The following is a 26,437-nucleotide window of genomic DNA, read 5'->3' as shown; positions in this document are numbered from 1 at the left end:
TTACACCTTTAGGTGCATAATCTTATTATACAGTTGGTGGCTCTCACCATGGAACAGGTGGCTCAATTCCGTGAACAGACTTGCTCTATTCTATGGAAAAGCTGGCTCTATCCCATGGTTATATACAATTGCGTCCAATGGAAATGTTATTGAAGGATCAACTTACATCAGCAGACGTCATACTAATAAATAAAATCGATTCAATTGACGAATTCACCCTTAAAGAAGTTGAATCATCAATTTTAAATTTCAACGATTCTGCACTTTTTTTTAAAACAAGCGCATTGGAAAAAGTAGACGATGAAGTATTCGAAGCAATGTTGGGAGGGGCGTGAAATGATTGGACATGAAAATTGCAGCTGCACCTGCAGTGAACACGACCACAAGCCAAGCAAGATCTCAGTTACAACACATGACATGAGCATAGTGGGTTCGTATAGATTCAAAATCGATTCTTCATACATAGAAGGGGAAAAGTTACTTGAAATAGTCCTCAAAAAAATTGCATCCGATGTAAAGTCATCGGGGGGGATCGTAGGACATATAAAAGCTCATTTAAGCTCCTCTGGGAACGGTTGCCTGATTTCAATTACCGACGAAGAAACCGATAAAAGATATACAGATCTGGAAAACTGTTTTGTGGAAGGTGTGGCTATTGTTTTTGGGATCACAACTAAAGAACTGGAAGATATACTGATAAAAAACATCGACTGATAAAAACCAAGGATGAACAAGCATCCTTGGTTTTTTATCGCTCAAATATTTCTGTCTTCCAGCCTTGATTCCTTGATTGCATTTTTAACTGCCATCTTGATCACAAAATAAAGTACTATTATTGGCAATATCATTAGTATGGGATAAATCAGAACTCCAAACCATGCAAATAAACTCATCAACTAAATCACCTCCGATAATAAATATTAAAATCTCTTAATCTATTTTTTCCAATGTTTCGCCACTCCTGAGTCTGGCTCTCATTTCGTTTATGATCAAATCCATCTGCTCCAAATCTTTCAATATCACCTTTTCATTTTCATCTGTTTCTATTATTTTATGTATCCCGCCGTTTTTAATTATTATCCTCTTGTCGGCAATCAATGCAAGACTTGGATCATGAGTGGCCATCAATACGATTTTCTCTTCGTTAACCAAAAGATTCAATGCCCTCTTCCTGTCTATCCCCGCATTTTCTATTTCATCGATCAAAACTATGGGACTGGTACTCAGGATCGCCGTATCTGCTATCATCAAAGCTCTGGATTGGCCACCGCTAAGACCGGTCACTGGAGTATCCATGTCGAATTTTTCACCCGCAAGCTCATTGGCAGCTTCCACGATCCTCTGAATCACCTCTCCAGGATTCTCCACCATTCTGCTTTGTGCATGTAATTCCAAAAATTCTCTCACTGATAGGTCCATAACAAAGTTCATATTTTGAGACAGTTGGGCAACCATTTTATTGCTGGTGGAAAATCTGTTTCCATGATCCGGGATCTCTCCATTGACCAGCAAGGTCCTCATTGTCGGTGTATCCTTGTTGGCGGCCCACTCGATGTCGGCAAGAAGTCTGCTTTTACCTGAACCTGTAGGTCCCACAATCGATATTATTTCACTTTTATTGATGGTCAATTCATCAAAATTTTCTCTTTTGCCGTTTTTGTCCACTCCCGGAAGTATGGTTATGGACTCGACCGTATCTTTATCCATGCCTAGAAACGAGAGCATTTGGTTCACAAAAACCACTAAATTTTTCTTTATCTGTTCTTTATCCAAAGCTAATTCCTCAAATTCGTCAGGATGAAACTGTTCTAGATAATCATTAAATGTCGTCTCTTTAAAATTTGTCGTATCAAGCTTGTTATTTTCCAGAAATGACAACACGAACGGGTATTTTTTTTCCATATCTCCGATCGTCATCACTTCCAGGTCTTTTATTTCAATCATTGTTTTCACCCATTTTCATTTTTCTTACATTGCCCATCTGAAATTCTTCCCCTATTCTTGTTTCACCCAAACAATAAGAGCACAAAGCGGAGGGCATGGGATATCGCAATTCCATCCCTTTGACAGACTCGGTATTTTCTTCTTTGGAGTAAACAAGAGTGCTCAGCTCGTATGCTCCCTGGCCTGTAAGTCCGTTGACCGGAATGATCTTAGCTGTTGGATTCACCGAATGCACCCTGGAAGCAAATACCTCGCGCTCTGCCTGAGAAACTATATCCCCCTTGGTTATTACTATCACATCCGCTGTTTTTAACATTGGTCCAATTTTTTTAGGAGTATTTATCCCGCTTAGATTGTCTATCACACAAATTGCCTTGATTCCAACGAGATATGGAGAACATCTGTTGCAAAGTCCGGCACTCTCTGTGATCAGCATATCAACTCCTTTTACATTCCCCCATCTCACCACTTCTTCAATGTTGCTTGCAAAGTAATGATCGGGGCAAAGGGATCCTGAAAGTCCTTTTTTTACAGGTACTCCTGCTTTTTCATATAAGATATCGTCATCGGTATACAAGCAATCAAACTTTACGATCCCCACCGTAAGCCCTCTTTGTCTCACAGCTTCGATAGTTTTGATTATAACTGATGTTTTCCCCGATGAGGGAGGTCCGGATATGGTTATTAGATTCATTGATCATTTTCTCCTTTTAGTTCACTATTGAAAATAGCTTCGCATTTTTTTATCAGAGCTGCTATGTCGTTTTCTTTTATGAAATCCCAACCAAGCCACATATACTTATTTTCTTTGGGCACCATGTTGTCAACCTTGGGATTGACACTTGGAAATTTTCCGTTATGAGCCAAAATCTCCCCTACTTTTACAGACGCAAAAAAATCTACTACAGGTTTTAACTTCTCTGACTTTTCTTTCTTGGACAGCATGAATATGGGACTTAAAATGGCACCATCTTTAGGCCATACAGCCTCTAATGGACTCTTCTCGGTAACCATCCATGTAAAGAAGTAGGGCATGACAGTAACTGTCGGTTTTTGGATTTTTGTGTGTGATTTGATCATTTCAGAAGGATGCATGCTTTTTTGCATATTTCTGCCCAATCTTTTTATTCCATCTTCACCGAAATTTTTATAAATATTTAAAAGTATGGCATTGAATAAATCAAAATCTCCTACAGGCAAGCTGATACTTCTTTCAAACTCCTCACCCAAAACATCTTCCCATGTTTCAGGTCTTTTCCGTCCTTTTAATTCATCTCTGTTCACTAAAAATATGGCAGGGACCAGTCCTATTATTGAATATTGATTATCCGGGTCTCTCAAACTGATTTCATCGTTGTTAAAATCTTCGTTATAAGATTCAATCCCCGTAATATCTGTGAATACACCGTCTTCTTTATACTTGCCGAAAAGTTTCTTGTCAAAAAATATATCGAATCCCGCCGAAATAAAAACATCCGGTATTTCATCGACTTTCCCTGTCTTCAGCACGTCTTCAAGCCAATCCACTCCCATTGAAGCGGCTTTCAATTCGTAGTCTACAGCTACATCCATGTTCGTCTTTTCCATCCACTCTTCAAAAGCTTCCATTAAAGGAACCTTGACTGGACAAGGTAAAACGCCTGAAATTTTAATCCTCTCTTTTTCCTCGGAATCATCGATCAGATTTGCTTCATTTCGTTCGATTCTTTCCACCAATTCGCCGACAAATGATTCCAAGTTTATTTTCTTCATCTGTAGCGCATTTTCCAAACTTATCGATTTTCCGAAAGCATTTCTCATGTTTTCATCTCTCAAATTATCGAAACCAACTGAAATAAGGAGTTCCAGCGCTTCCTTGTATTTTTCCGTCAGATCGTATAGGGAATCTTTCGTATCAAAATATTTATTATTCATTTTTTCTCCTCAATTCTTTGCATTTGATTATATACAGATTCTATCATATATACCCAAAAAACAAAAAGCACCCAAGTTTTTTTTGGGTGCCGATTTTGTTATTTGCTTTCTGTTGCAATGTACTCTATTGCTGCAACTGCATCATTTTGAAATATAAATTGCAGTTTGCCATCACCTTTTTCGTAAGCGACAGCACCGTTTGCATCGTTGTAATCTTCTCCGTAGGTTTCAATGACCTTGTTTTTCGGATCCCCTATATAGACGCCTTCTTTGGTTTGAACGCTGTCATCTATCAAAATTATGGCTGAGACATAATCTTTGTCTTCAACAGGATAGGTGTGAATTTCAAAAGAACCGTAGGAATAAATCTTGTCTATCCCTTCAAATGCACAGCTGGGCGCTTCAAAATAAGACTGTTCTTCTCCCAATTTTTCCATCAATGATTCAGCATCCATATTCACATAAATATCCACGTCCTCATATTCAAACCCGTAGCTTTCGATTTGCGGATCGCCTCCGGTATCGTCATTGTTTTTTGTGTCGTCTGCCGTTCCATCACCGGAGCATCCTGCCAAAAATGTCAAACTCAATGCAATCAACATTACAATCATGAACTTTTTCATTTGATCTCCTCATTCTCCCTTTAAGCTTTTTATATAACCATATTGTTCCAGCTCTTCGTATTGATTTTTTTTCATCTCGTTGTAAAACTCAACTTTCTTTTCCCAAATTGCAGCGATTTGTTGATTGGATCTTCTGTCTTCAATGTCAAACTCTTCGCTTAAAACCTTTCCTAAATGCATTGCCACCTTTTCCGCACCGGTCACATTAAGGTGCAACCCGGCATCATAGGTATCCACGGCAAAATCCAAATCGATCTCGTCAACCAACTCCAGATAATTTATATATTTTAGACCCTTTTTTCTGGAGTAATCCTCCATCTGTTGTTCCCATTCGTCGTACCAATAGGGATAAAGGCTCGGGGCTTTTATCAAAACAAGTTCTATGTCATTTTCCTCGCACAATTCGACCATCATGTTCAGATATTTGTACGCATTGTCTCCAAAATCGTAATCGGGCAGGATCCTTCCCGAAGGCACTGTTTCCACGGGTTTTACATCTGCCCTCATATAATATCCGTTGTGAAACATTTGTCTTTTCCCGAAGAAATTTTCAAAGTCTTCAGAATTTACTTCACTCCACCTGGAGTGATACCTGAATAAAGGAAAGATGTAGCTTAATACATTTTCGTCGGGCATCATCGAAGCATTTACAGCCTTTAGCTTTGTAGCGGAGAATTTCATCCCGTCCAGTGTCAACCTGTTGTATTCTTCCTTTTGAGGCTGATCATATTTTAATGCGAGTACGTTAAAAACGACCACTTCCGGCTTTTCATACTTCAAGGTTTCTTCAAGCAGGTAATAGGATTGCCAGATCAGTTGTTGTGCACTTCCTCTGATGAAACTGGTTATACCGTATTCTTCCCACATGGTTATAGGCGATATATTTTCATAAACTTCACAATCTCCTATTATTATCACGTCATGGTTCTTTGCTTCAGGGTAATACTCTTCTATCAATGTACCTTCAACTATTCCCTTTGTATATTTAGGTACAAGTAATCTCTGGACTGAGAAAAATCCCCCAAGTCCGACGGCTATCGTCAAAAATATGCTAATGATTTTTTTCATGCAGTTCTCCTAAAATTGATTGTATATGAATTGAGATGATTCATAACCCACTCCATAGGCGCCAAATATAAGTATGGACATGATCAGCAGATAAAAAGCGGTCCTTCTTACAATGACCGGTTTGGCTGCCATCAATTCCCTTACACTGCCCTTGCGTCCTATCAGGGCCACTACCAGCACTAACAGTAATCCACCGGTTATAACCCAATAATCTGCTGATGTCAGGCCGATTTCAAGAAGACTGCCGTCAACAAATATGTTGAAATTGTTTTTTGTGAAAAAACTTCCAACCATTTTAAAAGTTCCTGGTACGTCCCTGTAACAATCCAAAAGTCTTATAGAGCTGACCAGCAGATTGGTTCTTGCTATCTGAAACAACTTGAATCCCAATGTTCCCTGTACATCAAATTTTGAATGAAACCAACTGTAAAAGGGCTTTAACTCTTCGGATCCCATTAAAAAAATATAATTTAACAGCCCCCATACTATAAAGTTCCAGCTGGCGCCATGCCATGCTCCAGTTATAAACCAGACAACGAAAGCCGACAAGAAAACAGGTAGTTTCTTTCCGATCGAATCCCCGAATTTAGATCTGGCGAATCTGGAAAAATTGAGCATCGGTTTCCAAATGGACAAGGGATAAAATAAATATTCCTTGAACCAGGTTCCCAATGATATGTGCCATCTCCTCCAAAACTCTGCGATATTCTTGGAAAATGCAGGCCTAATGAAGTTTTCCTGCACTTTGATCCCTAAAATCTGGGCAATTCCTATGGTTATGTCTATACCTCCGGTAAAATCACAGTAAAGTTGAACAGTATAAAACACCATAAGAACAAATACATAAGCGCCATCATACATGGCTGTATCCCCAATAAGAGTTTGGACAGCCACCAGGATTCTGTCAGCTATGACCAGCTTCTTAAAATATCCCCATAAAATCCTTTGCAATCCAAATGAAAATTCATTGTAGTTGAATGAATTCTCTCTGAAAAGTGTTTTTGCCAAATCGTCAAATCTGCTGATAGGTCCTTGGATCAATTGGGGGAAAAATGAAACGAATAAAGCCAATTTCCCAAAATTTTTCTCAGGTGGATACTTTCCCCTGTATACATCGATAATGTATCCCATGGTCTGAAATGTGTAAAATGATATTCCCAACGGCAGTGCGATATCAATAAAGGAAAGAGTTTCTCTGTCGTTTAATCTGTCAATGAACCAATTAATATTTGCAATGGTGAAATTGATGTATTTTATAAAAAATAAAATGCCGAAATTTAAAAGAAGGCACCCCAATATCCACTTCCAGGCTCTTTTTTTGACTTTTGCCTTAAACGCTTTCTTTTCTTCCCGCGAAAGTTCCTTGTTTGCTTTTAGGTAAAGGCTTTGATCCTCGTATAATTTGCCGATCTTTATTCCGGAAACGTATGTAGATCCGGTTGTCAACAGAATATAAAACAAAAATTTTGGTCCTGCGATAAAGTAAAAGATGTAACTGAATGCAAGCAACAATTTCCATTGATATTTTTTTGGTACGGTATAGTACATCACAAACAAAAGCGTTATAAAAATTATGAAATCAAATGACGTAAAAAGCATGATTTTCTCCCGTGGTTTATTCCTCTTCTTCCAATCTCTCTATCAATGCGTAAAGAGCTTTCGCAGAATTGAAGTTTTCAGGTACTATTGCGTCTGCCGGTATTGATACCCCGTATTCATTATCTATTTCTGCAGCGATTGTCACAATGTCAAATGAGTCGAGAACTCCTTTGTCGATGAGTTGTTCGTGAGTTTCAAAATCTATCTCCGGATGCAGATCTTTCAATATACTTAGTAAAGTTTTCATTTTATCTCTCCTTTTTTCTTTGCATATTCATTCGACAGAAAAACTCTGTCGATTTTTCCATTTGAGGTCAGAGGCAATCTTTCCATAGTTTCAACATGATTTGGAATCATGTGCCTGGGCAATTTGGTCTTTAAATTTTTTATTACTTCCGCAACTTCTGGAATCCCCGAATAAAAAAGAATTATCTTGCTCGTTTCCTTATGGTATATGCAGCAAGAATTCCTGATGCCGTCAAGCGTGTTAACACTTGCTTCGATCTCTCCCAACTCAATACGATGTCCCATATGTTTTATTTGATAATCTTTACGAGATACAAAAATCAATTCGCCTCTTTCATTGATTTTTCCTAAATCTCCCGTTTTATATATTATCTCAGGGTAGGCATCATTCAAAGGATTTTGAACAAAAACCTGTGCAGTTCTTTCATGATCCTTGTAATAGCCTAATGTGACCGAAGCACCTCTTATGCAGATTTCTCCCAACTCTCCGGATTCGGCTCTGGAATTGTCTTCTTTCAACAACATTACCTCGGTGTTTTTAAATGGTTTTCCTATGGGTATGGCCTCATCCAAATCGAAATCCCTGTCCACTTCGTAGTAGCAACTCATCCCGGTCGCTTCTGTGGGTCCATATAAATTTATGAATCTTGCATTGGGAAGATGCTGCCTCCAAAGCTTGAACTGTTTGATGGGGAAAACTTCACTCCCAAAGGCAATGGTATGAAGATATTCAGGAACAGTTTTTTCCAAAACCTTGAATGAGGAAATCATCGTTAGCGCAGTAACGACCCAACAAACCGTGTTCACTTTGTATTTATTTAAAAATTCTACAAGCTTCAATGGAAACATAAAATTGGATTTTGGAATTATATAAGTAGTAGCCCCGCATTTTATGGTTCCAAGAACTTCTTTCAAGCATGCGTCAAAATAAAATGGTGTCTGATTCCCAAAGACGGTATTTTCATCCACCTTTAGGACCTCCATCAGATTATCGATATAGTCGATGACCGACCTATGATTGGCTGTAACACCTTTCGGCATCCCCGTTGATCCGGATGTGAAAACAGTGTATATTGGATCTACATCAAGCTGATTGTCTCTGACAAAGCCCAGCCTGCTTTCGTCTATGTCTGTCTCTATAATATCATTATATAGACAGGCTTGTCCCGAAAATCCCCATTCATTTATCTTGGCAATGGTCGTTTGGTCACAAATGGCTACTTTTGGATCTACCTTTTCGAGGATCATCTTTATCCTTAGAGGCCCCATCTCTTCGTCCAGGGGAACGTAGAAACACCCTGCGTAAACTGCTCCAAAAAATGATGCGATGGTTTCCGGAGATTTCTTCATGAATACCACCACCGGCTCCCTGTATAAACCTTTATTTGACAAGTAACTTCCTATGGCCTTTGAATTATATATAACGTCCTGAAATACAAGTAGACTCTCTTCATCGGCATAAGCCGTTTTTTCCGGATAGATTTTCACCGTCTCTTCCAGATATTCAAGTATATTCCTCTGCAATTCGATTCCTCCTAATATATGGATAAGTCTTTAAGTCTTCCTCCCGAAAGCTCAATGGCTTTGATAGCAAGTAATTCCAACGGGTCTACAAATTCTTTTCCCGACGCGCATCTATTTCTGAGTAGGGACAATTCCGTGCATCCGAGTATGATCCTTTGAGCACCGGAATTTGTCATCTCTTTGCTTATTTGAATGAATTTATCTGAATCTACCGGTTTGCCAGACTTGATTTGTTTGTAAATTATATTCATTATCATTTCTTGATCCTCTGGCGTTGGGAGAAGCACCTGGATCCCTGCGTCCTCCAGTATTTTTTGAAAGAAACCTGCGTACACAGTGCCGTCTGTTGCAAGCAAACCGACAGCTTTGATTTGATTTTTCTTCAAATAATCGGCAGTCTCCACAAGCATGTTAATTATGGGAATTCTTATTTCCCGGGAAATTTCTTCAAAAAAACCATGTACCGTTATGCAGGGGATCGCTATAAGATCCGCTTTTAAACTCTCCAGAATTTTGGCGATCTTTACTATGGGCACTACAGGACTTTCACAGGTTCTTCCTAAAAGATAACCCGTTCTGTCGGGGATCTCAGGACAGTTGAATACTATTGAATTTATATGTTCCTGGTCGAAATCAGCTTGAGTGAAACTGACTAATCTTTCCATAAAATAGGCAGTTGCCAAAGGCCCCAGACCACCTATGATCCCCAATTTTTTCATATGTACCTCCCAGTAAGCAAATCTTCTATTCCTTCGGTGTTTCAGGGTATAAGCTCGTATCATAAAGGTGGCTGCCGTCAAATTTGTCCGAGTATGCTTTTAATTGAGCATCTGTTAGTAAACAGAATGTTCCCCCGGTGGATCTTGGAGTTGTGTCAAAATGGTACCAACCTTCGCCGAAATTCACCATATTCCAGTAATGCCCCCCATCGGTTCTCACTATTTCAATGTTTTCCATCCCCGCTTCAGTCAAAAGTGCCCTGGACATCCCATAGTAGACGTAACAATCACCTCGAAATTTAGTAAATCCTTCGTACGCCGCACTGAGCCAATCACCTGTTGCCGGTTGTCCAAAGTATCTCGTATTGTTTCTGATCCAATAATATATGGTCTCGGCCTTTTCTCTTTCACTCATACCATCTTTCAATATCCTGTCAAGTATCTTCCCGGCCATTTCGGAAATTTTATCTTCGCTTATTTTCTTTTCTATAACATTTACCATTACAGTCTTTCTGGATTCATTGCCAGCACGATCCACTGCGCTGTATACTGCCTTGTACTTCCCAATCTTTTGCACATTTACCGCCGTACTGTCGATTTTCAGTTCGATGTCTTCATCTCGATTATCAGAAACCGAAACGTCTTTTCTATACGTGATAGTGTCTCCCTGATATACAAAAATCTCTTCTTTCACACCTTTTATCAACGGTGCTTCATTGTCTTCGGTTATAGTAAGTTTGCAATTGAGTTTTGCTTGATTGCCGCCACTATCCGTCAGAAGTATCACCAAGTCCTGTTCGCCGACATTATCAAAATTCGGAGCTTTTTCATAGCTGTATTCTACCGTGGTCTCATCCTTGCATTCAGTTATAAAGTCCTGTATCTCCACTTTTTCTGTAAGCCAAATTTTCAAGTCTTGTGCTGAACCTTCCGGGGCTGTAGTGTCTATGACATATAAATCGGCTGTAGCAAAGAAAATGTCTTTTCTCAATTTAATGCGATATTCACCAGGTTTGTCCAAAGGGATACTGGAAATATCTGTGACGAATGAAAATTTACCGCTTGGATCGAAATTGTTCGATGTAAGACCTTCTTCAGATCCTACTTCGACGACGACTTCCTTTGCTATGGTTTTTCTCAAGTAATTGCCGCTTACTACATATGCGGAAGATACCAATAATAAAAATGCAAGAAACATAATGATATTTTTAATTGCTTTTCTTTTCCTTTTAAACAGTTTCATATAAGTTCACCTGATTTCTTATAATACATACATTTATATTTTGCAGGACTTTAAGAATATATTCAATATTATTTTTGTAACATTTGTCATTATTTATAATCATATAATAAATACCGCGCTGAAACACAAAAAGTTTTCGCGAATTAAAAAAACCTCATTTCATTTCTGAAATGAGGTTTTGGAAAATTCAGTCTACAATATCTACCAGGATAAAGAATTCACTGTGGATATTTGATTCTTCTTCATTGTCTCCGCGTGGATAAATTTCGTAATACTGTATTACCAACTTCAATCTGATTTCTTCATTTTCTTCAGTAAAGATCGATTCTTCGTCAGTTAACGGATATTCTCCTCTGTCATCTTTAAACATCGTGTCAAAACGAGTAATAACCTCATCAAAGTCGTATACCATCAGTTCATTGCCGTCAGCATCTTCAAAATAAATGCTATCTGTGTCGTTTTCTGTTTTCCATCCCCAGGTGTATGTTTTACCTGCAATGGACATTTGGTACAGCTCTTTGTTATTATTGTCAAATCCGTAGTAGTGCATGGAGCCAATGAAATCATATCCGCTCACATCGATTCCCGTCAGGGACTCCCTGAAAAAATTCGCATAGTATTTATCACCGTCATAAAATTCATTCATGGGGAATCCGAAGGTCTTCTCGAACTTTCCGTAATAGTCAAACCCTTCACCCAACCAAGCAACATCCTTGAAGTAATCCATTCTCCAAATATAAGCCGATGTATTTATTATGATCTTCTTGTCTTCATCAGGTATACTTGCATTTGGTACGATTTTATCATCTACAAGCATATCATTTTTTTCTAGAACTTCTTCCAATATTCCTATTTGATTTCTTTTGCTTACCCCAAAGGCATCCACAGGTGGTACAACGGAGATTATGGAAAGTGCTACGAATACAGCCGCAATTATCCCGGCCTTTTGGCTTTTCATAAAACTGAACACCACTCCCGCCGCAGCTGCAAAAACCCCGTACATGATCACGTAATACCTACTGTGTGTAAGGCCTTCATCCCCGATTTTCAGCGTGGAAGCCAGTATCTGAAATGCCACCAGTGGAAGCAGTACCTTTGGAAATATCTGTCTGAAAGTGGCTGCAAATTTATTGTCCATATTAGCCGACAGGAACAAGACCACTATGACTACAATGGAATACGAGACCAACATTGGTTCTATCAAATTCTCCGTCCAGAACTCTCCTCGAATGTTCAACCCTATGTAAAGAACCAGTATTACCGTGAATATGGAAACCAAAGGGATGACTATGTACGATATCAGGATCTCAAGAAATCTGGGACATCCCACCGTCCGCTCGATGGTCTCCTGATCAGCCTTGTTGTAATTGGGAATCAGCGACAAAAAATATATCGGAGCAAATAGAGTAAAGACGATGTTAGCCGAATGTGCATAGAGCATTTCGTCAATTTCAAACAACAATACATCTGTTGCTCCCAGTATCAATGCTATACCCGCAAACAGGACTCCTGAGAAAAATACCGATATGAAAAATGACTTGAAACTTCCCATAAATGACTTGGTGAACTCAAATTGATTTTTCATTGACGGTATCCATATGAACCCTATCAGTAATGCAGCGACTATTGCAGTGGTCCTGACTGCTATTTCGATACCAATTTCAGGTGCTTGTCTTATTATCAAATAATAACCGATGTCTAATACAACTGCCAATGCTCCCAAAGCGAGTCTTTGGGTATTGTTCTTAAAAAATTTCTCATATGCCACTTGAGCCACAGTTGCCAAGACTGCTCCGACTATAAAAGTAACAAAGAGCTTATTATACTCCAATCTTGTAGCCGTAGTATTCTCGATGGCCATGGCATTTATTACAGCTCCTGCAACAAGAAATATCACTGTTAAAGGGTATCTCCCGACAGCCTCGGTCAAACCTTTTATGCTTCGCTTGAATTTGTCAATAAGTTTCATCTTTATCACTCCAACACTTCAGATTTGGATCCCGTATACAATTGATACCCTTGTCAATATTCTTTTACGCAAGATCATTTTTCAATAATTATCCATAAAGTAAATTTATTTCTAATTTTTGCAACCTTCGATCTTGTCCGTTATTTCTTTCATGACTTTGGCGGCTTTCTCAATTCCTTCAGAAAGTTCTTTTTCAGTTCTAGTTGAGTAATCAGAATTCTTTATCATTTTCAGATTTATTCTCGCTCCTTTTTCAGCGGCCATGATTGCTCCGTGTGCCAAAATGCTGGACCCGGCCAAGTCCCCCAAAACTTTTACAAAGCTGTCTTGCACAGTGTTATTGACGATATCCAATATCAGCAAAGCATTTCGAAAAATTCCCACCAATGGCTCCGTTCCCTCTATAAGGGCTTTTTCGTAGGATGCTGGGTCAGTTTTTTTCACCCTGACTCCTTTGATGAATTTTCCATACGCCTCCATATCCTCCGTTGCCAAGGATATCAATTTTTCTCTTATTATTGCCATTTCATCAATTAAATTGCTTTTGGATCCTAAAATATCATTTTTGTTGATGCTTGCTTTCCAAGACATCTCAAAAAGAGCCGCCGCCATTGCTGCCGAAGCTGCAGAGGCGCTTCCGCTTGCGGGGCCCGGAAATTCCGTTTGTGACAACTTTTCCAAAAATTCTCCCACCGTCAAATCTTTGATATTATACACTTTCCAACCTCCTTTGATTTACCAAAATTCCTGTTCTCATGATTTGCTTTCCAGATATTTTTTCATGTCAAATACAGCATAATTGTTCTTTCCCCTTCTTTTTGCAGTATACATGGCATAATCGGCATAATCCACCAGTTCAAAAATATTATCCGTATCCACTCCATAGGTTGACATTCCTGCACTCACTGCCAAAGGCATTTGCACATCGTTTATGATTATTGGCTCACTCATCAGCGCTTCATGCAAAGCATTCCATATTTCTTCTGCAACTGTTTCGTCCGAGTATTCCAATCCGTAAGTGAATATTCCAAACTCATCTCCGGAAACCCTTATTTTTATGGTGTTTTTCAGTTTTAAATCTTTCAATCTTCGGGCAAATTCTATCAGATACGCATCCCCTGCCGCATGTCCGTAGGTATCGTTTACGCTTTTAAAATCATCTATATCTATGAAGGTATAAACTCCCACCTTCCCGGGAAATTTGCCGATCGCCCACTTCATTTCGGAGGTGTATTGGTACCTGCTGACCAAGCCTGTCAATGTATCCTTTACAAGTCTGTTGTTCAACTCTTCATTCAAGACATAAAGCTTTGAATTTGCTTTTTCAAGCTGTCTCCTGGCGTTGATGAGTTCGTTATTGAGCATTTGAATTTTTTCAAACTGGGTCTGGACTGCCTCCACGTCCATGGCTACTTCCTGCTCCATGGAATCTTTGATAACGCTCATCATCTTTTTTATTATCTTTCTAAAATCGTGCGGATTTGATTTTTTTTCCTCCCCATTGTTCTCCATTCCAAAAATCAGCATTCTTTCTTCCAAGGGAACAATGCAAAGTCTCAACTTAGTTCCTTCATGCCGCAGCTTAAAGGTGACGTCCTCAGATATGATCTTGTTTTTTCTGCACTTGTCTGCCATCAATGAAAGAAGTTCCTTGTCCAATTTGGAAAACAGGTCGAAGAATGATTCATTTATGTTAGGTATCAAATAAACAGGGTCACTCCACTTGATTTCCCTAATGATCCCCATGTTGTCTACAACTATCAAAAAACTCGTCACACACCATCACTCTCCACTACAGTAAATTTCTCGGCCAATTTCACAAACTCATGTGCGGTGTCGGCATAAATGTCAACTCCCCATTTCTGCCATAAATTGTCCGTGGTTTGGAAAGCCCTACCACCCACAGCTATTTTGATTCTTGGAAATTCTTTTTTGATCCCTTGAACGATCTCATAACACAACGTCAAATGTTGCGGCATGGTGACAGACAGGGCAACCAAGCTTGGTTTAGACTCTCCCACCGCTTTCAAGACTGCATCCTCAGGCACTGCAGCTCCCAAATAAATGCTGTCCCAACCGTGGTATTCAAATAAATCGGAAACCATCCTTGCGCCCATCTCGTGAAGTTCGCTTCCCACTGCACATACTAAAACTGACCGATTCTTGCGTTCCTTACCAAAAATCATCGGATAAAACTGCGATAACGCCATTTGGGAGGTGGATGTGCAATAATGTTCCCGACCTATAGTTATCAGGTTTTTATGCCAAAGATTCCCAACCTCATACATGGTTTCTTGAACTATATCCTGGTATATTTCTTCCAAAGGCAATCCTGACTTGTATGCATGGCCCAACAGCTCGACTGCTTCCTTTGTCTCATTGTCAAGCAAGTGTTTCAGGTATTTTTTTCTAAGTTCCAAATGTTTTCCCTTTTGAAATCTGTCTGACACCGTTTTGTACAAATACTCATTCTCTGTGACCTTAATGGCATTATCCAGGTGATGACCCGCTTTTCTGGCATCAAAATGATCCATCGTCTCGCTTAAAACTTCTTTAAGCACCATGTAGTGAGATATCATGAATTTCTTTACCCTCTCATCCCCCAAATCTTTCATCAGAGGACACAAAAGGTTATAAAGCCATACTGCGTAGTTTGTAAACAGTTTTTCGTCATTGAACTCCATAGCCACATTCAAGTAGCTCAAGTTATACAATATGTCGTTATACATGGATCGTTTTCTTCTCTCGTCAAACTGAGTTTCCAGCTTAGGATCTTTTTCCATCTGCCGATCAAATATAACCTGGGCCAATTTGTTCAATTTATAATCATTTATTTGAAGCAGACTCATAAAATCACTCCTAATTTGATATTCAACGTCATTTGTTACAAAGGCATTACCCCTCAATCTAAATGGGAAAAGGCGATCTCACACCTTTTCATGAAACCCAGAACTAGAAAAATATATATCAAATTGAATATTACAAGGCCAATCAGATATAGGATCGCCAGCGGTGGAATCAACAAAAACAATATTAGGAACACGACTGCAAATTGCAGAAAAACATACTGGGTCCATCTTTTTCCCGCTTCAGATGCAATATTGAAGTCACCGTGTTTATTTCCCATTTCCTTGATCCCCATAAAAATTTTATGCACTAGAAACAAAGATACAAAAAATCCTACTATTCCTATTACCGTCCCCAACGTGCCAAACGGCCCCTGAGATATGTGAACCCCGCTTTGTGTGTTTGGTTTTTCATAAACGTAAACGATCGAAATAAAGATCATAGCGGTATTCAGTTTCACAGCGCTATTAAAAAGTTCACTGTTTTGCGCAAGACTCTTGATAGCACCTGCAAAAAATAGATACCCGATCACGTCTGGTAAAATATCGATACCTTGGATCCTAAAATCCATTAAAATAAACAAAAATCCCCAAAACAGCTTTTTAAACCCCTCTCTCGTCAACTCAACGCCTCCCAATTCAAAATTTTTTCTATTACCCTGTCGCCTTTCGGACTCAACAAAACAAGATGCCCGCCACGATCTACATAAAATGCCTGTTTATCCTCAGATGAAACATTGTTTAAAATATACTCGGCACTCTTCAATCTTACTGTATCATCATCCAAAGCCTGCACGACCAAGATCGGACTGTGCACATCATCAAGCTTTGATTTTGTTTTTCCGAGCATTATCAGAAACTGGATCATTGATCTTATGGGCGAGTTTTTCTTTGCTCTGATATATCTTCTTATATTTTCTGTCCTCATATTTTTTATATCTTCCATAAGGTTTCTGAATACCTGGGGAATATTCCAAAAAAATATTGGTGTGTTTATAGTTACTATCGCCTTAAATTTTTTATCCTGGCTGAGATTGAACCCAATCAAGCCTCCCATGGAAAATCCAATAAAAATTACATTTTCACTATTATCGGTAAATTGCGCCAGATGTATTTCAGCAGATTCGATCCACTCCCTGTAAGTAGTCTTTGCCATTTTACTTGAACTGCCCTGATGCCCTTTAAGGATCGGGGCAAAGACCTCGTATCCGGATTTCCTCAATCGTTCCACCAAGGGTTCAACCTCGTATGTGCCCCCACCAAAACCGTGGAGTACAAAGAATTTAACATCCCTTTTCTGTGACTGCAAAAACGACTCTCCTCACTTCTCCGTAATAAATTTTATCCGGTTTTTTTATATACAATCATCCACGAAGCGAATCAGACCTCCGATGCCCACAGCATCGTCGTTCGCGGGCGCTCAGCCATAGAAAATACTACTTTTTCTCATCCGAGCATGGAAAAAGCCTATTTTCTGCGGCCTAATCCGCTTTCGCGAATATTATATCATAAACAAAACGGATTATCCCCCCGGCGCATGGACAATTGCCAGATTTTTACAACCTTTAATCTTGTGTTATTTTTTTCTTTTATCAATATTTTATATATATTTTAACCAAATAATGAAATTTTTTCGATATTTTTATTGTCAATTTTAAATATTCGCTATATAATACGAAAGTAGTTAAATATTAAACTAACAAAAACATAGGGGGAACAAAATGAAATTCAAATCTTTAATCGTACTATTGGCTTTATCACTTGTTCTATTTGCCGGATGCGGATCATCTGACAATGGAGACGGCAACACAGATGGTGGAAACGATTCCGTTACTGCTGCTTCTTTGGTTGAAGACGCTGCTGTATTGGAAGCTTCTATCGGAACTGAAGGTAAGTGGATCGTATGTACTTTAAATGACGTTACAACAGAAAACGAACTTGTTATCGAAGGCGATTTCTACAACAAGGACGATGCTACTTCAAACCTTTACAGAAAACTTGCACTTTACGCTCAAGACGCAGATCACAAAGTAACCGAAAGATATACTTTGACTGCTCCAAAGCTTACTGTTAAAAGCCCTAACACCAAAATCCAAGGTGGAACTTTCGTTGGTGATGTATATGTAGAATCAGAAGGTTTTACAGTTACAGACGCAACTATCGACGGTGACGTTTACTTCGCATCTGTTGAACTTGCAAACACTTTTGCAGTTCAAAACGGCGGAAAAGTAACAGGTAAAGTTGTTGTTGACGGTGTAGATGTAGCTACTACAGCTTCATTGTTGATCGACGACACAGCTTTCATCGATGCAATCAGCGCTGACGGAACATGGATCATTTGTGCACTTAACAATATCAGCACTAAAGAAGAATTGGTGCTTGAAGGCGAGTTCCACAACAAGGACGATGCTGCACAAGACTTGTACAGAAAGATCGCTCTTTATTCACAAGATGCTGACCACAATGTAACAGCAAGATATACTTTGACCGCTCCTTCATTGACAATCAAGAGTCCTAACGCCAAAATTCAGGGCGGTACATTTGTAGGTGATGTTTACGTGGAAACTGAAAACTTCAAACTGACAGATGCTAAAATCGAAGGAAACCTTTACTTTGCAAGCGAAGAAATCATGGCTACCTTTGTAAATGAGAAAGAAAGCACTATCAGCGGAGAAACTGCCGTTAAAACAAAATAACATCATAAAAATCCAAGCGTCGAATCTCTGTTAGTACTGAGATTCGACGCTTTTATATTTCTTTATCATCCTGCTTGTACGTTTACATTAGTTTTGACAAAAATTCTTCCCAGGCTTCTTTTATTTCCGTATCGGTTTTTCTAATATTCGAAAGAATCATTTCATAGATATTAAAACTCTCAAAAACCTTGAATGCTCTAAGGTGATCTTTTGGATGTCTGTCTTTTTTCAAAATGCCCATTTCCATGCATTTGTTTATGGCTTCCAAGTAGTATGAGTTTTCTTTCTCAGTCCATTCCCGGTAGCTTTTAGTAATTTCGGACATCAACTCTTCTGGAGGAAAAAGGTGGTATCTCATAAGAAATTTGTTCTTTGAAATGTCTTTCATGCAAAACTCCAGGCTACCTCTGTACAAGAAAAACCATAGTTGATCCGGTGTTTCATTGATCCTTTGTTTTCTAATTTCCGCCAACATAGTTAGCTTTTCGTTCCATATCTCGTCGTATATGTTAAAGAACAAAGCTTTTTTAGATTCGTAGTGAAAATATAATGACGCCGGCTTGATTTGGACGACTTTACAAATTTCCCTTATATTCGACGCCTCATAGCCTTTTTCTAAAAAAAACTTGAAAGAAACATTTTTTATTTTTTCTATGGTTGTTGAACTCATAAAGCTTCGTCTCCCTCCAGCTAAGATAAAAAAAGACACACTGACCTATGTGCCGCAAATTTTAATTCTCAATTAACCTAACAAGTGTTAGGTTAATTGTAGCATCCATGTAAAAAATATACAATTAATAATTTATAATATTTTTATACCCATTTTTTTTATTTAAAACCTTAATTTAAAAAAGCCCCGCAGGGCTTTATTTATAAAGGGTATTATGGATCAAATCAAACAAAACATCGACGTCGAAGGGTTTTACTACATAACCGTTAAATCCTGCTTCAAAGCACTCTTCCTCATTCTCATGAGATGCGTATGCTGTAATGGCTATTACCGGCAAAGTCCCTTTATTTCCTGTTTTGCTTCTTATTTCCTTTACGGTTTCTATTCCGCTGATCCCCGGCAATTGAACGTCCATCAATACTAGATCGATATTTTCAGCATCAATTATTTCCAAAGCTTCTCTGCCGGTATAAGCAGGTATATAGTCATACCCTTTTCGAGTTATAAGATCCTCCATTATTTCCTGATTTATCAAATTGTCTTCCACCGACAAGATCGTTTTTCTGTCATAAGGAGATATAAGAGTTTTGTTATTTGCTTCCTTTGATTCTTCCATTGGCTTTTTGAGACTTTCCGCAAGTTCGAACTCACAGGTAAAAGAAAATGTGCTTCCTTTCCCCTGTTCGCTGACATAATCCAGAGTGCCCCCCATTAAGTTTGCAAGTTTCTTTGAAATCGCAAGGCCAAGACCTGTGCCCTTATGTTCCTTGTTTAAGTCCCCATTGCTTTGAGAAAAATTTTCGAATATCCTCGACTTGAATTCTTCGGATATGCCCTCGCCCGTATCACGAACTTCAAACCTAATCGTTGCAGTCTCGCTCTTTTTTTCAAAAAGCGTAGTCCTAAATGATACGAATCCCTCTGAGGTGAACTTGACAGCGTTTCCTATCAAATTATTGAGTATCTGCTTTAACTTCAACTCATCCCCAAGAATTTCAAAGTTGATTTTGGGATCTACATAAGAACTGACTTCAAGTCCTTTTCCGCTACCTGCGATGTAAAGATTGTTGAAAAGCTCGTCCAATATTATCTTCAGCTTAAAAGGTTTCAGGTTCAGATTCATGACACCAGCCTCTATTTTCGAAAGATCCAGTATGTCATTGATTATTTCATATAGGTTTTTTGAAGATTTTTCAATCATATCAACATATCTTTTCTGGTCATTATTCATGCCGGTCATTTTCAATATTTGTATAGTTGCTATCAGACCGTTTAACGGCGTTCTTAATTCATGGGTCATGTTAGCCAAAAACTGTGACTTTGCCTCATTGGCTCTGACAGCATTTTCTTTAAGCTTTTCCATCTCATCCAGACTCGCCTTGAGTTTTTCGCCCAGAGTTTTTCTTTCAGTAATATTTTCGTATATTCCAACCATTTTTGCAGCTTCATTATTTTTTGTTGTTTTTGTCACGATTCCTCTGGCTTCGATCCAAATGTATTTTCCGTTTCTGTCCTTTGATTTATATTCTGCAGAAAAGTCATTGCCCGTTTTAACAGATTCTTCAAGGTTATTCTTCACAGTTTCTATGTAGTCCGGGTGGATTTTGGAAAAAAAATCCTTGATGCTCATTTTTGATTCAATATCCAGTTCCGATTCCTTGTCCAAGCTTGGTGTCGAGTATATTATTCTGTCTTTTTTTACATCCCACTCCCAAACTCCCAGTTTCCCTCCCTGTAGGGCGTATCTCCATTTTTGTTCGTACTGCTTTAGGTCCCTGACAAGTCTATTTCTTTGGGACACATCCTTGTACACTCCAATGGCACCTGAAAATATCCCGTCATAATCAAACAAAGGCGCTACGTAAACGGATACTTCTATTTCATGTCCTTCTTTATGAAGCCTGACGGTTTCAAATCCTTCAATAAAGTGCCCTTTTTTTATATAATCGAGTTTGTTCTCAAACTTCATGATTTCATCTTCGGGAATAAGGACTCTTACGTTTTTGCCCACGATTTCTTCGCTTTTATACCCAAACTTTTCTTCTGCGCCTCTATTCCAGTAAACTATGTCGTAATCCGCACTTAGGGCCAACACGGCTTCATCGAATTTTTCTATCATCGAAAAAAACAATGAGGCATTCTCTGTGTACTTGTCGTTTTTAGAAATATCCCTTACTTTGCTTATCACGTAACCCTTTCCACTATTTTCAGATCTTACCTCCACGGGAAATTTAGTGCCGTCTTTCTTAAAGTGAAAAGTTTGAAATCTAATTCCCTCAGTAAAAGCTTTCGCGAGCTGGTCCCTGGTTTTTTCTCTCGTAGTTCTGTTCCTGATTTGATAAACGGTCATATTTTTTAATTCTTCTTTTGTATAACCATATACCTCAGTTGCTTTTTTATTGCAATCGATGATCCTTCCATCTTTTGAAACAAGAAAAATTACATCGGCAAGATTTTTTATCGGCCTGTCTAAACTTTCATCTCTATCTATCATACGACACCTCAATCTGCTGAAATTATTCTTTGCATAAATTTATTATACACTATAATCTTTTTTTTCAGCAGCAAACATGGCACAGAGAATCAATTTATTGAAATACCAAACCACATGAACAAAGGTACAGGATTGACACAGAGGATTTTGGGTAGATTAATTACGAAGCCTTTGTTGCGTTTGATCGACGCCAAACCAAAACTTTAAAATAATTTGATTGGAGATGACTTTATGAAATTGCCAAAAGAAACTGGAAAAACCGTTTTGATATTATTTGTGCTCATTATATCGATTGCGATCCTTTTTAGCGGATGTGGTTCCAACAATGAAACCGATGCAACCCCTGACGATACAAATGGAGGCCAAACAGAATCCCCCGACCAATCTTCCGACGATGAAAATGACCATGGGGTTGATGATGCAGACGAGATCGATAAAGATGGGTTGATCTCCCTGTTCAATGCAGGAAGAGAATTGAATGAATTCTCTTATGAAATGAAGACCACTGCTTTCGATTTGGAAGAATTTGCTACTCGATTTTGGATAAAAGACGAAAAGATCCGAACTGAAAGCGAAGTAGAAGGCAAAACCTATATAATTATAATGAATAAAGAGCATTATTACACTTTAGACCCTGAAACCAAAATCGCCATGAAAATCCCTTTGGAAGATGATTCGGAATCAGTGGAGTTGGGCGATTATATCGATGACGTAGATGACGAGAGTTTAAATTACGTTGGAACGGAGGAACTAAACGGAATTTCATGTTATCTCGTTCAGACCAGCGATGAGAGTTCCGGTTATGAAATGAAAATGTGGCTTCACAAGGATTACGGTTTTCCAATGAAGATAGAGACTATATCGGAAGAAACAGATGAGATATACACTATGGAAGTCACAAATTTCAGTGTTGGCAATGTTTCCGACGATATGTTTGAAGTTCCGGCAGAATACCAAATAACCGACATAGAAGATATGTTTGAAAATTTTCCAGACATGATAGAAGATTCAGACGAGTGATTTAGACATTTTCCCTTCAATAACAGCCTGCTTTCTGCCGAAGCAGGCTTGATTTTTTTATTCACCCCATCTGTATTGCCTGTTTTTCATTAAAATGTCCAAGTCACATGCCAAACATAATCCGTTATGACAACAAATGGGCTCTTTGCATCGAGGACAGCTCCACTTCTCACTCTGATCTTTCAAAAAAATCTCAATCCCCGATTTGCGGATGAAATCAAGATTTTCGATCATGCTCATATGATATTTGGTCCTGTATCTTTTATCCAAAGCTTTTAATTTTTTACATGGATAATCCTTGCATTCTATACAAAATCTCACCAGACCTTTTCCCAAAAGTTCGCAGTGTTTGTCCATATGAGTACAATTTTTGCCTCTTGGAATACACCCCTCACAGTACGAACGTCCGTAACCTCTCTTTTTCAAGTCAAGCTTCTTGGATTGGTAATTAACGCAAAGACTGCAATTCATTCCGCATGGAGCTATAAGTTTTTCCTCCATAACTCGCACTACCTTTCAACTTCAATAAATAAGTTCAACACTGACGATCTTATAATTTTCGGTCTCAATCCCAAACAGGGTTCAGATATCCTTGTCCGCCTTCCGAAAAGCTCGTAGACGTATCTCTTTGAAACGAAGCTACACCGTCTTTATACCTTAACCCGCTATCGGTAGTCACCTCGACCCAAATTTCAAAGGTTCCTTGATTTTTGTAGAATTCTTCCATATCAAGATTGTAAGCGGAGGGTGACAATTCTTTTAGAAAATATTCAGATGTGGAATCTGTCTTTTCCATGAATTTGCTCCCGATCTCTCTGTCACTGACAGGATCGATCACGATCAATTTTACGGTTTCGATTTCATCGATTATTTCTGCGAATTGTCTATTTTCCTTGTAAAATATTATCGTAAACATATTTTCTTGATCGACTTGAACTTCACCCTCATTTTCCCAGTATGGATCCCCCCAAATGCACTCGTAATTAAGTATCAGAGTTCTATTTACGTCAATCTCCGGCAAGGTTTCCTGTCTGGTGGATCCAGACGATTCAAAAATTATCGTAGGCACTACTTTCGTGGGCATTTCAACAATGAAATCAGCAGTATATTCAGATCCGTTTTGAGTCGTTGCCGATTTTTTATTCTCTCCGATTGCAATAAAAACTTTTTCATCGCTTGCAATTTCCTTGGGAACGGCTTTTATGGATATGTTAATGTTGCCATCCAAGTATCCAACCTTGGAATCGGAGTATGAGAGCAGACTCTCTCCTTTTTCAATCCTACTGATCAATTCAGATTGTAAATTAAAGACAGCCGACTCCGCCCTGCTTATTCCACTGCTTATATCTGAATTCATGTAGTCCAGTCTGTTTTCCAAATCACTTACCTTGTCAGTCAAATTAGCTATCAAAAATGTATTAAATACCAGCACTACACCCAATATTCCCGCAATAAGCGCTTTATTGATCTTCAAACCACAACACTCCCATCAGTATAAATTATTCCAACAACATTATCTCATATTATACCTGACATCTCAAAATTTTTACACTTTTCAATTTTTCTTGAAAAACTTGTTTATATATGAGAAAATACAATCGACTAATTAGTTCGATTTCACATATTTAAATGTTATTCAGGGAGGCGTCAAAATGTCAAAAAAAGAAATATCCGATGAACGAAAAACCTTATATTATGTAGGGATTGGAGTCAGTACTATTGGATTCATATTATTTATATCCACCTTTTTCTCTTTCATGAATCCGGAGAGCATGTTTGATTCCGGCCCGGGTTTAATGATGGCAAAACCTGTTATAGGAGTTCTCATGGTGGGCGGCGGATCTGCCATAAGAAGGATCGCAGCCAGAGGTGCGGCCGGTTCAGGACTAATACTTGATCCTGACAAAGCCAGAGAAGATTTAAGTCCCTGGAGTAAAATGGCAGGTGGTATGCTAAATGATGCTCTTGAGGAAACATCCGTCAAAAGCGAACCAATCATCAAAATCAAGTGTCAGAATTGTTCTGCTTTAAATGATGAAGACTCGAAATTCTGTAAGGAATGTGGCAAGGAAATTTAGATGAGTGCCCCTTAATTCAATTAATTTTCATTACTTACAGGGGCAACCCTTTTTTGTTGAATATATACAAAGCGGCCGAGAACAATCCAATGATAATTCCTGTGTATATCAGATTTACTCTTAATATCTCTCCTCCGCCAACAAGTTTTACAGGATCGTATAGACCGTATATGGAGAGTTCTTTTATAGTCTTCAAATCTTGTGAAGCCCCGCCTATCATATTCATCAATAAAAAGATTATCGGGACCCCTGCTCCGAAGCCTGCAGACCTCTTGCTGTCATTGAATAAGCACGAGAAGAAAAATGCTATCATTATGACAACCATATTTACCAGCATGGTGGTTACATTCAGTTTAAAGAAGGCCTTCACATCCAAAAGCCCGGGGTGCAAAATGGAACTCATAAATACTCCCATGCTAAAGAATGTCATGAATAATGCTCCTACTGAAGCCAGGGCATAGAACCCTTGTGTAAAAATAATTTTGATCCTTGAGTTCGGCGTGGACAACAAGTACGCAAAAGAGCTGTTATCCACCATTTTTGCCACCAGCCTATTGCCAAGAATTATGCAATAAACCATGGGCAAGCCAAGCATCAACATTCCATACAGCCAACTTGCCAGATAACTTGTCAGATCGGTGATTATGCTTGCAAAACCCATTGCTTCCATTATGTCCTCGGGAAATAGCTCCAACATGCCGGCCAGTGCAGCTATGTCCTCCGGATCGTACATGACCAACATGACAGAAAAGTACATCAACACGACCCCAACAAAAATTATGAATAAAATCCAATTTTTCTTGAAATTTGTTTTCAGTAAAGTCAAGCTCATCCTACTCTTCCTCCCCATTGTAAAATTGTATAAAGATTTCTTCCATGGATTGAGATTTAAAAGTTATGTCGCTTATTGTAAAGTTTGAAATCGTCTTTACCAGGCGATCTATCTGATCAACTGCAACGAATATTTCGATATTTTTTCCCACTACGGATAAATTTTCAAAGCCGGCTCCATTAAGGATTTGCACTGCAGACTCTAGATTGTCCGTACTTATTATAAAGCCTTTTCTCTGGGTGGATTTTAAAAATCCAACATCAGATTGTTTAACTATTCTTCCATTTCTAATGATGGCAACTGTATCACATGTTTTTTCAACCTCTTCTATTATGTGACTCGACATCAAAATTGTCTTTCCCCTGGTTTTTTCTTCCATGATAAGTTCAATAAATCTGTTTTGCATCAATGGATCCAGTCCACTTGTGGGCTCGTCGAGAATCAATATCTCAGGATCGTGCATAAATGCAGTTACTATACCAAGCTTTTGCTTCATTCCCTTGGAAAATTTTTTTATTTTTCCTTTAGGATTTAGATCGAACATTTCAAGAAGTTGCTTTTGGAGTTTCAAATCCTTTGTTCCTCTCATATCGCACATGAATTTTAAAAATTCATCTCCATTCATTCCGTCTAGAAAAGCTATTTCTCCTGGTATATATCCCAGATTTTTTTGAATTTCGGGAGCATCCTTTATACAGTCCATTCCGTTTATCGTGCACGCCCCTTTGTTGGGTTTCATGAAACCGAGAAGTGCTCTAATGGTTGTTGTCTTACCTGATCCATTTGGTCCCAAATATCCCATCACCTGCCCCTCATTTACTTCAAAATCTACGTCAAATATTCCTTTTCCGTTTGAATATTGCAATGTAACATTGTCAACTTTTATCACAACAAGACCCCCTTTCACTTGGTATCAAAAAAAATATGTTTATATACAACAATCATTTGCGCT

General features: G+C 38.6%; 28 protein-coding genes. 5 read left to right on the top strand and 23 right to left on the bottom strand.

Going from position 1 to position 26,437, the window contains the following annotated elements:
* The first annotated feature begins 137 nt into the window (after positions 1 to 137).
* Complete coding sequence (locus IWB18_RS07780; RefSeq protein WP_195683056.1) at positions 138 to 335, top strand: GTP-binding protein; 198 nt, start codon at positions 138 to 140, stop codon at positions 333 to 335.
* Between the two features lies 1 nt (position 336).
* On the top strand, positions 337 to 714 hold the full coding sequence (locus IWB18_RS07775) for a hypothetical protein (RefSeq protein WP_195683055.1): 378 nt from the start codon (positions 337 to 339) through the stop codon (positions 712 to 714).
* Positions 715 to 755: 41 nt separating this feature from the next.
* Here IWB18_RS07775 and IWB18_RS07770 read toward each other — a convergent pair whose 3' ends face one another.
* The 17 genes from IWB18_RS07770 to IWB18_RS07690 form a co-directional block, all read right to left on the bottom strand.
* Positions 756 to 893 (bottom strand): DUF6019 family protein, encoded by a 138-nt coding sequence (locus tag IWB18_RS07770; protein WP_195683054.1) that lies wholly within the window; start codon positions 891 to 893, stop codon positions 756 to 758.
* A 37-nt stretch (positions 894 to 930) separates the two neighbouring features.
* Positions 931 to 1,944 carry an ATP-binding cassette domain-containing protein gene (locus tag IWB18_RS07765; RefSeq protein WP_195683053.1) on the bottom strand — a complete coding sequence of 338 codons (1,014 nt, stop codon included), beginning with the start codon at positions 1,942 to 1,944 and terminating at the stop codon, positions 931 to 933.
* A complete protein-coding gene (locus IWB18_RS07760) occupies positions 1,937 to 2,638 on the bottom strand; it encodes a GTP-binding protein (protein ID WP_195683052.1) in 702 nt (233 codons plus the stop codon). The genes IWB18_RS07765 and IWB18_RS07760 overlap by 8 nt, the downstream gene beginning before the upstream one ends.
* Positions 2,635 to 3,858: an ABC transporter substrate-binding protein gene (locus tag IWB18_RS07755; protein ID WP_195683051.1), complete on the bottom strand. Its 1,224-nt coding sequence runs from the start codon at positions 3,856 to 3,858 to the stop codon at positions 2,635 to 2,637. Before IWB18_RS07755 ends, IWB18_RS07760 begins: the two co-directional genes overlap by 4 nt.
* A 98-nt stretch (positions 3,859 to 3,956) precedes the next feature.
* Positions 3,957 to 4,481, bottom strand: a complete 525-nt coding sequence (locus IWB18_RS07750) for a hypothetical protein (protein ID WP_195683050.1) — start codon at positions 4,479 to 4,481, stop codon at positions 3,957 to 3,959.
* A 9-nt stretch (positions 4,482 to 4,490) separates the two neighbouring features.
* Positions 4,491 to 5,549, bottom strand: coding sequence for an SGNH/GDSL hydrolase family protein (locus IWB18_RS07745; RefSeq protein WP_195683049.1), 1,059 nt, complete (start codon positions 5,547 to 5,549; stop codon positions 4,491 to 4,493).
* Positions 5,550 to 5,558: 9 nt separating this feature from the next.
* The gene (locus tag IWB18_RS07740; protein ID WP_195683048.1) at positions 5,559 to 7,148 is read right to left on the bottom strand and encodes an MBOAT family O-acyltransferase; all 1,590 of its coding nucleotides are present in this window, start codon (positions 7,146 to 7,148) and stop codon (positions 5,559 to 5,561) included.
* A gap of 16 nt (positions 7,149 to 7,164) precedes the next feature.
* Positions 7,165 to 7,395, bottom strand: a complete 231-nt coding sequence (locus IWB18_RS07735; protein ID WP_195683047.1) for a phosphopantetheine-binding protein — start codon at positions 7,393 to 7,395, stop codon at positions 7,165 to 7,167.
* Positions 7,392 to 8,918 (bottom strand): AMP-binding protein, encoded by a 1,527-nt coding sequence (locus IWB18_RS07730; RefSeq protein ID WP_207740776.1) that lies wholly within the window; start codon positions 8,916 to 8,918, stop codon positions 7,392 to 7,394. Before IWB18_RS07730 ends, IWB18_RS07735 begins: the two co-directional genes overlap by 4 nt.
* Positions 8,919 to 8,929: 11 nt before the next feature.
* On the bottom strand, positions 8,930 to 9,637 hold the full coding sequence (gene cuyB, locus IWB18_RS07725) for a cysteate racemase (RefSeq protein ID WP_195683046.1): 708 nt from the start codon (positions 9,635 to 9,637) through the stop codon (positions 8,930 to 8,932).
* A 25-nt stretch (positions 9,638 to 9,662) separates the two neighbouring features.
* A complete protein-coding gene (locus IWB18_RS07720; protein ID WP_195683045.1) occupies positions 9,663 to 10,880 on the bottom strand; it encodes a transglutaminase domain-containing protein in 1,218 nt (405 codons plus the stop codon).
* 187 nt (positions 10,881 to 11,067) lie between these two features.
* Entirely contained in the window at positions 11,068 to 12,849 is a 1,782-nt protein-coding gene (locus tag IWB18_RS07715) for a DUF4153 domain-containing protein (protein WP_195683044.1), read from the bottom strand.
* A gap of 111 nt (positions 12,850 to 12,960) precedes the next feature.
* Complete coding sequence (locus IWB18_RS07710; protein WP_195683043.1) at positions 12,961 to 13,566, bottom strand: cyclodeaminase/cyclohydrolase family protein; 606 nt, start codon at positions 13,564 to 13,566, stop codon at positions 12,961 to 12,963.
* A 36-nt stretch (positions 13,567 to 13,602) separates the two neighbouring features.
* Positions 13,603 to 14,625, bottom strand: a complete 1,023-nt coding sequence (locus tag IWB18_RS12715; RefSeq protein WP_195683042.1) for a GGDEF domain-containing protein — start codon at positions 14,623 to 14,625, stop codon at positions 13,603 to 13,605.
* On the bottom strand, positions 14,622 to 15,698 hold the full coding sequence (locus IWB18_RS07700) for a cobalamin B12-binding domain-containing protein (RefSeq protein WP_195683041.1): 1,077 nt from the start codon (positions 15,696 to 15,698) through the stop codon (positions 14,622 to 14,624). The genes IWB18_RS12715 and IWB18_RS07700 overlap by 4 nt, the downstream gene beginning before the upstream one ends.
* A 53-nt stretch (positions 15,699 to 15,751) precedes the next feature.
* Entirely contained in the window at positions 15,752 to 16,318 is a 567-nt protein-coding gene (locus IWB18_RS07695) for a hypothetical protein (RefSeq protein WP_195683040.1), read from the bottom strand.
* Complete coding sequence (locus tag IWB18_RS07690) at positions 16,315 to 17,004, bottom strand: alpha/beta hydrolase (RefSeq protein WP_195683039.1); 690 nt, start codon at positions 17,002 to 17,004, stop codon at positions 16,315 to 16,317. The genes IWB18_RS07695 and IWB18_RS07690 overlap by 4 nt, the downstream gene beginning before the upstream one ends.
* 412 nt (positions 17,005 to 17,416) lie before the next feature.
* Between IWB18_RS07690 and IWB18_RS07685 the strand changes: the two genes are divergently transcribed.
* Complete coding sequence (locus IWB18_RS07685) at positions 17,417 to 18,391, top strand: hypothetical protein (protein WP_195683038.1); 975 nt, start codon at positions 17,417 to 17,419, stop codon at positions 18,389 to 18,391.
* 82 nt (positions 18,392 to 18,473) lie between these two features.
* Here IWB18_RS07685 and IWB18_RS07680 read toward each other — a convergent pair whose 3' ends face one another.
* Positions 18,474 to 19,061, bottom strand: coding sequence for a TetR/AcrR family transcriptional regulator (locus IWB18_RS07680; RefSeq protein WP_195683037.1), 588 nt, complete (start codon positions 19,059 to 19,061; stop codon positions 18,474 to 18,476).
* A 196-nt stretch (positions 19,062 to 19,257) separates the two neighbouring features.
* Positions 19,258 to 21,555 (bottom strand): PAS domain S-box protein, encoded by a 2,298-nt coding sequence (locus IWB18_RS07675; protein WP_195683036.1) that lies wholly within the window; start codon positions 21,553 to 21,555, stop codon positions 19,258 to 19,260.
* A 231-nt stretch (positions 21,556 to 21,786) separates the two neighbouring features.
* On the opposite strand from IWB18_RS07675, the gene IWB18_RS07670 reads away from it, so the two are divergent.
* Entirely contained in the window at positions 21,787 to 22,575 is a 789-nt protein-coding gene (locus IWB18_RS07670; protein WP_195683035.1) for a DUF4412 domain-containing protein, read from the top strand.
* A gap of 57 nt (positions 22,576 to 22,632) precedes the next feature.
* Here the strand turns inward: IWB18_RS07670 and IWB18_RS07665 are convergent, their stop codons facing one another.
* Together IWB18_RS07665 and IWB18_RS07660 are read right to left on the bottom strand one after the other, a co-directional pair.
* Positions 22,633 to 23,076, bottom strand: coding sequence for a DUF3795 domain-containing protein (locus IWB18_RS07665; RefSeq protein ID WP_195683034.1), 444 nt, complete (start codon positions 23,074 to 23,076; stop codon positions 22,633 to 22,635).
* Between the two features lie 64 nt (positions 23,077 to 23,140).
* Positions 23,141 to 24,049, bottom strand: a complete 909-nt coding sequence (locus tag IWB18_RS07660) for a hypothetical protein (RefSeq protein WP_195683033.1) — start codon at positions 24,047 to 24,049, stop codon at positions 23,141 to 23,143.
* A 178-nt stretch (positions 24,050 to 24,227) separates the two neighbouring features.
* Here IWB18_RS07660 and IWB18_RS07655 point away from each other — a divergent pair, with 178 nt between their 5' ends.
* A complete protein-coding gene (locus tag IWB18_RS07655; RefSeq protein ID WP_195683032.1) occupies positions 24,228 to 24,653 on the top strand; it encodes a zinc ribbon domain-containing protein in 426 nt (141 codons plus the stop codon).
* Positions 24,654 to 24,687: 34 nt separating this feature from the next.
* On the opposite strand, the gene IWB18_RS07650 is transcribed toward IWB18_RS07655, so the two are convergent.
* Positions 24,688 to 25,485: an ABC transporter permease subunit gene (locus IWB18_RS07650; RefSeq protein WP_195683031.1), complete on the bottom strand. Its 798-nt coding sequence runs from the start codon at positions 25,483 to 25,485 to the stop codon at positions 24,688 to 24,690.
* A gap of 1 nt (position 25,486) precedes the next feature.
* On the bottom strand, positions 25,487 to 26,374 hold the full coding sequence (locus tag IWB18_RS07645) for an ABC transporter ATP-binding protein (RefSeq protein WP_332310676.1): 888 nt from the start codon (positions 26,372 to 26,374) through the stop codon (positions 25,487 to 25,489).
* Positions 26,375 to 26,437: the final 63 nt, after the last annotated feature.

This window comes from Alkalibacter mobilis (assembly GCF_015594845.1).
In the GTDB taxonomy this organism is placed as follows: domain Bacteria; phylum Bacillota; class Clostridia; order Eubacteriales; family Alkalibacteraceae; genus Alkalibacter; species Alkalibacter mobilis.
Note: the sequence above shows the minus strand (reverse complement) of the source record. Positions and strands in the feature narration are given on the sequence as shown.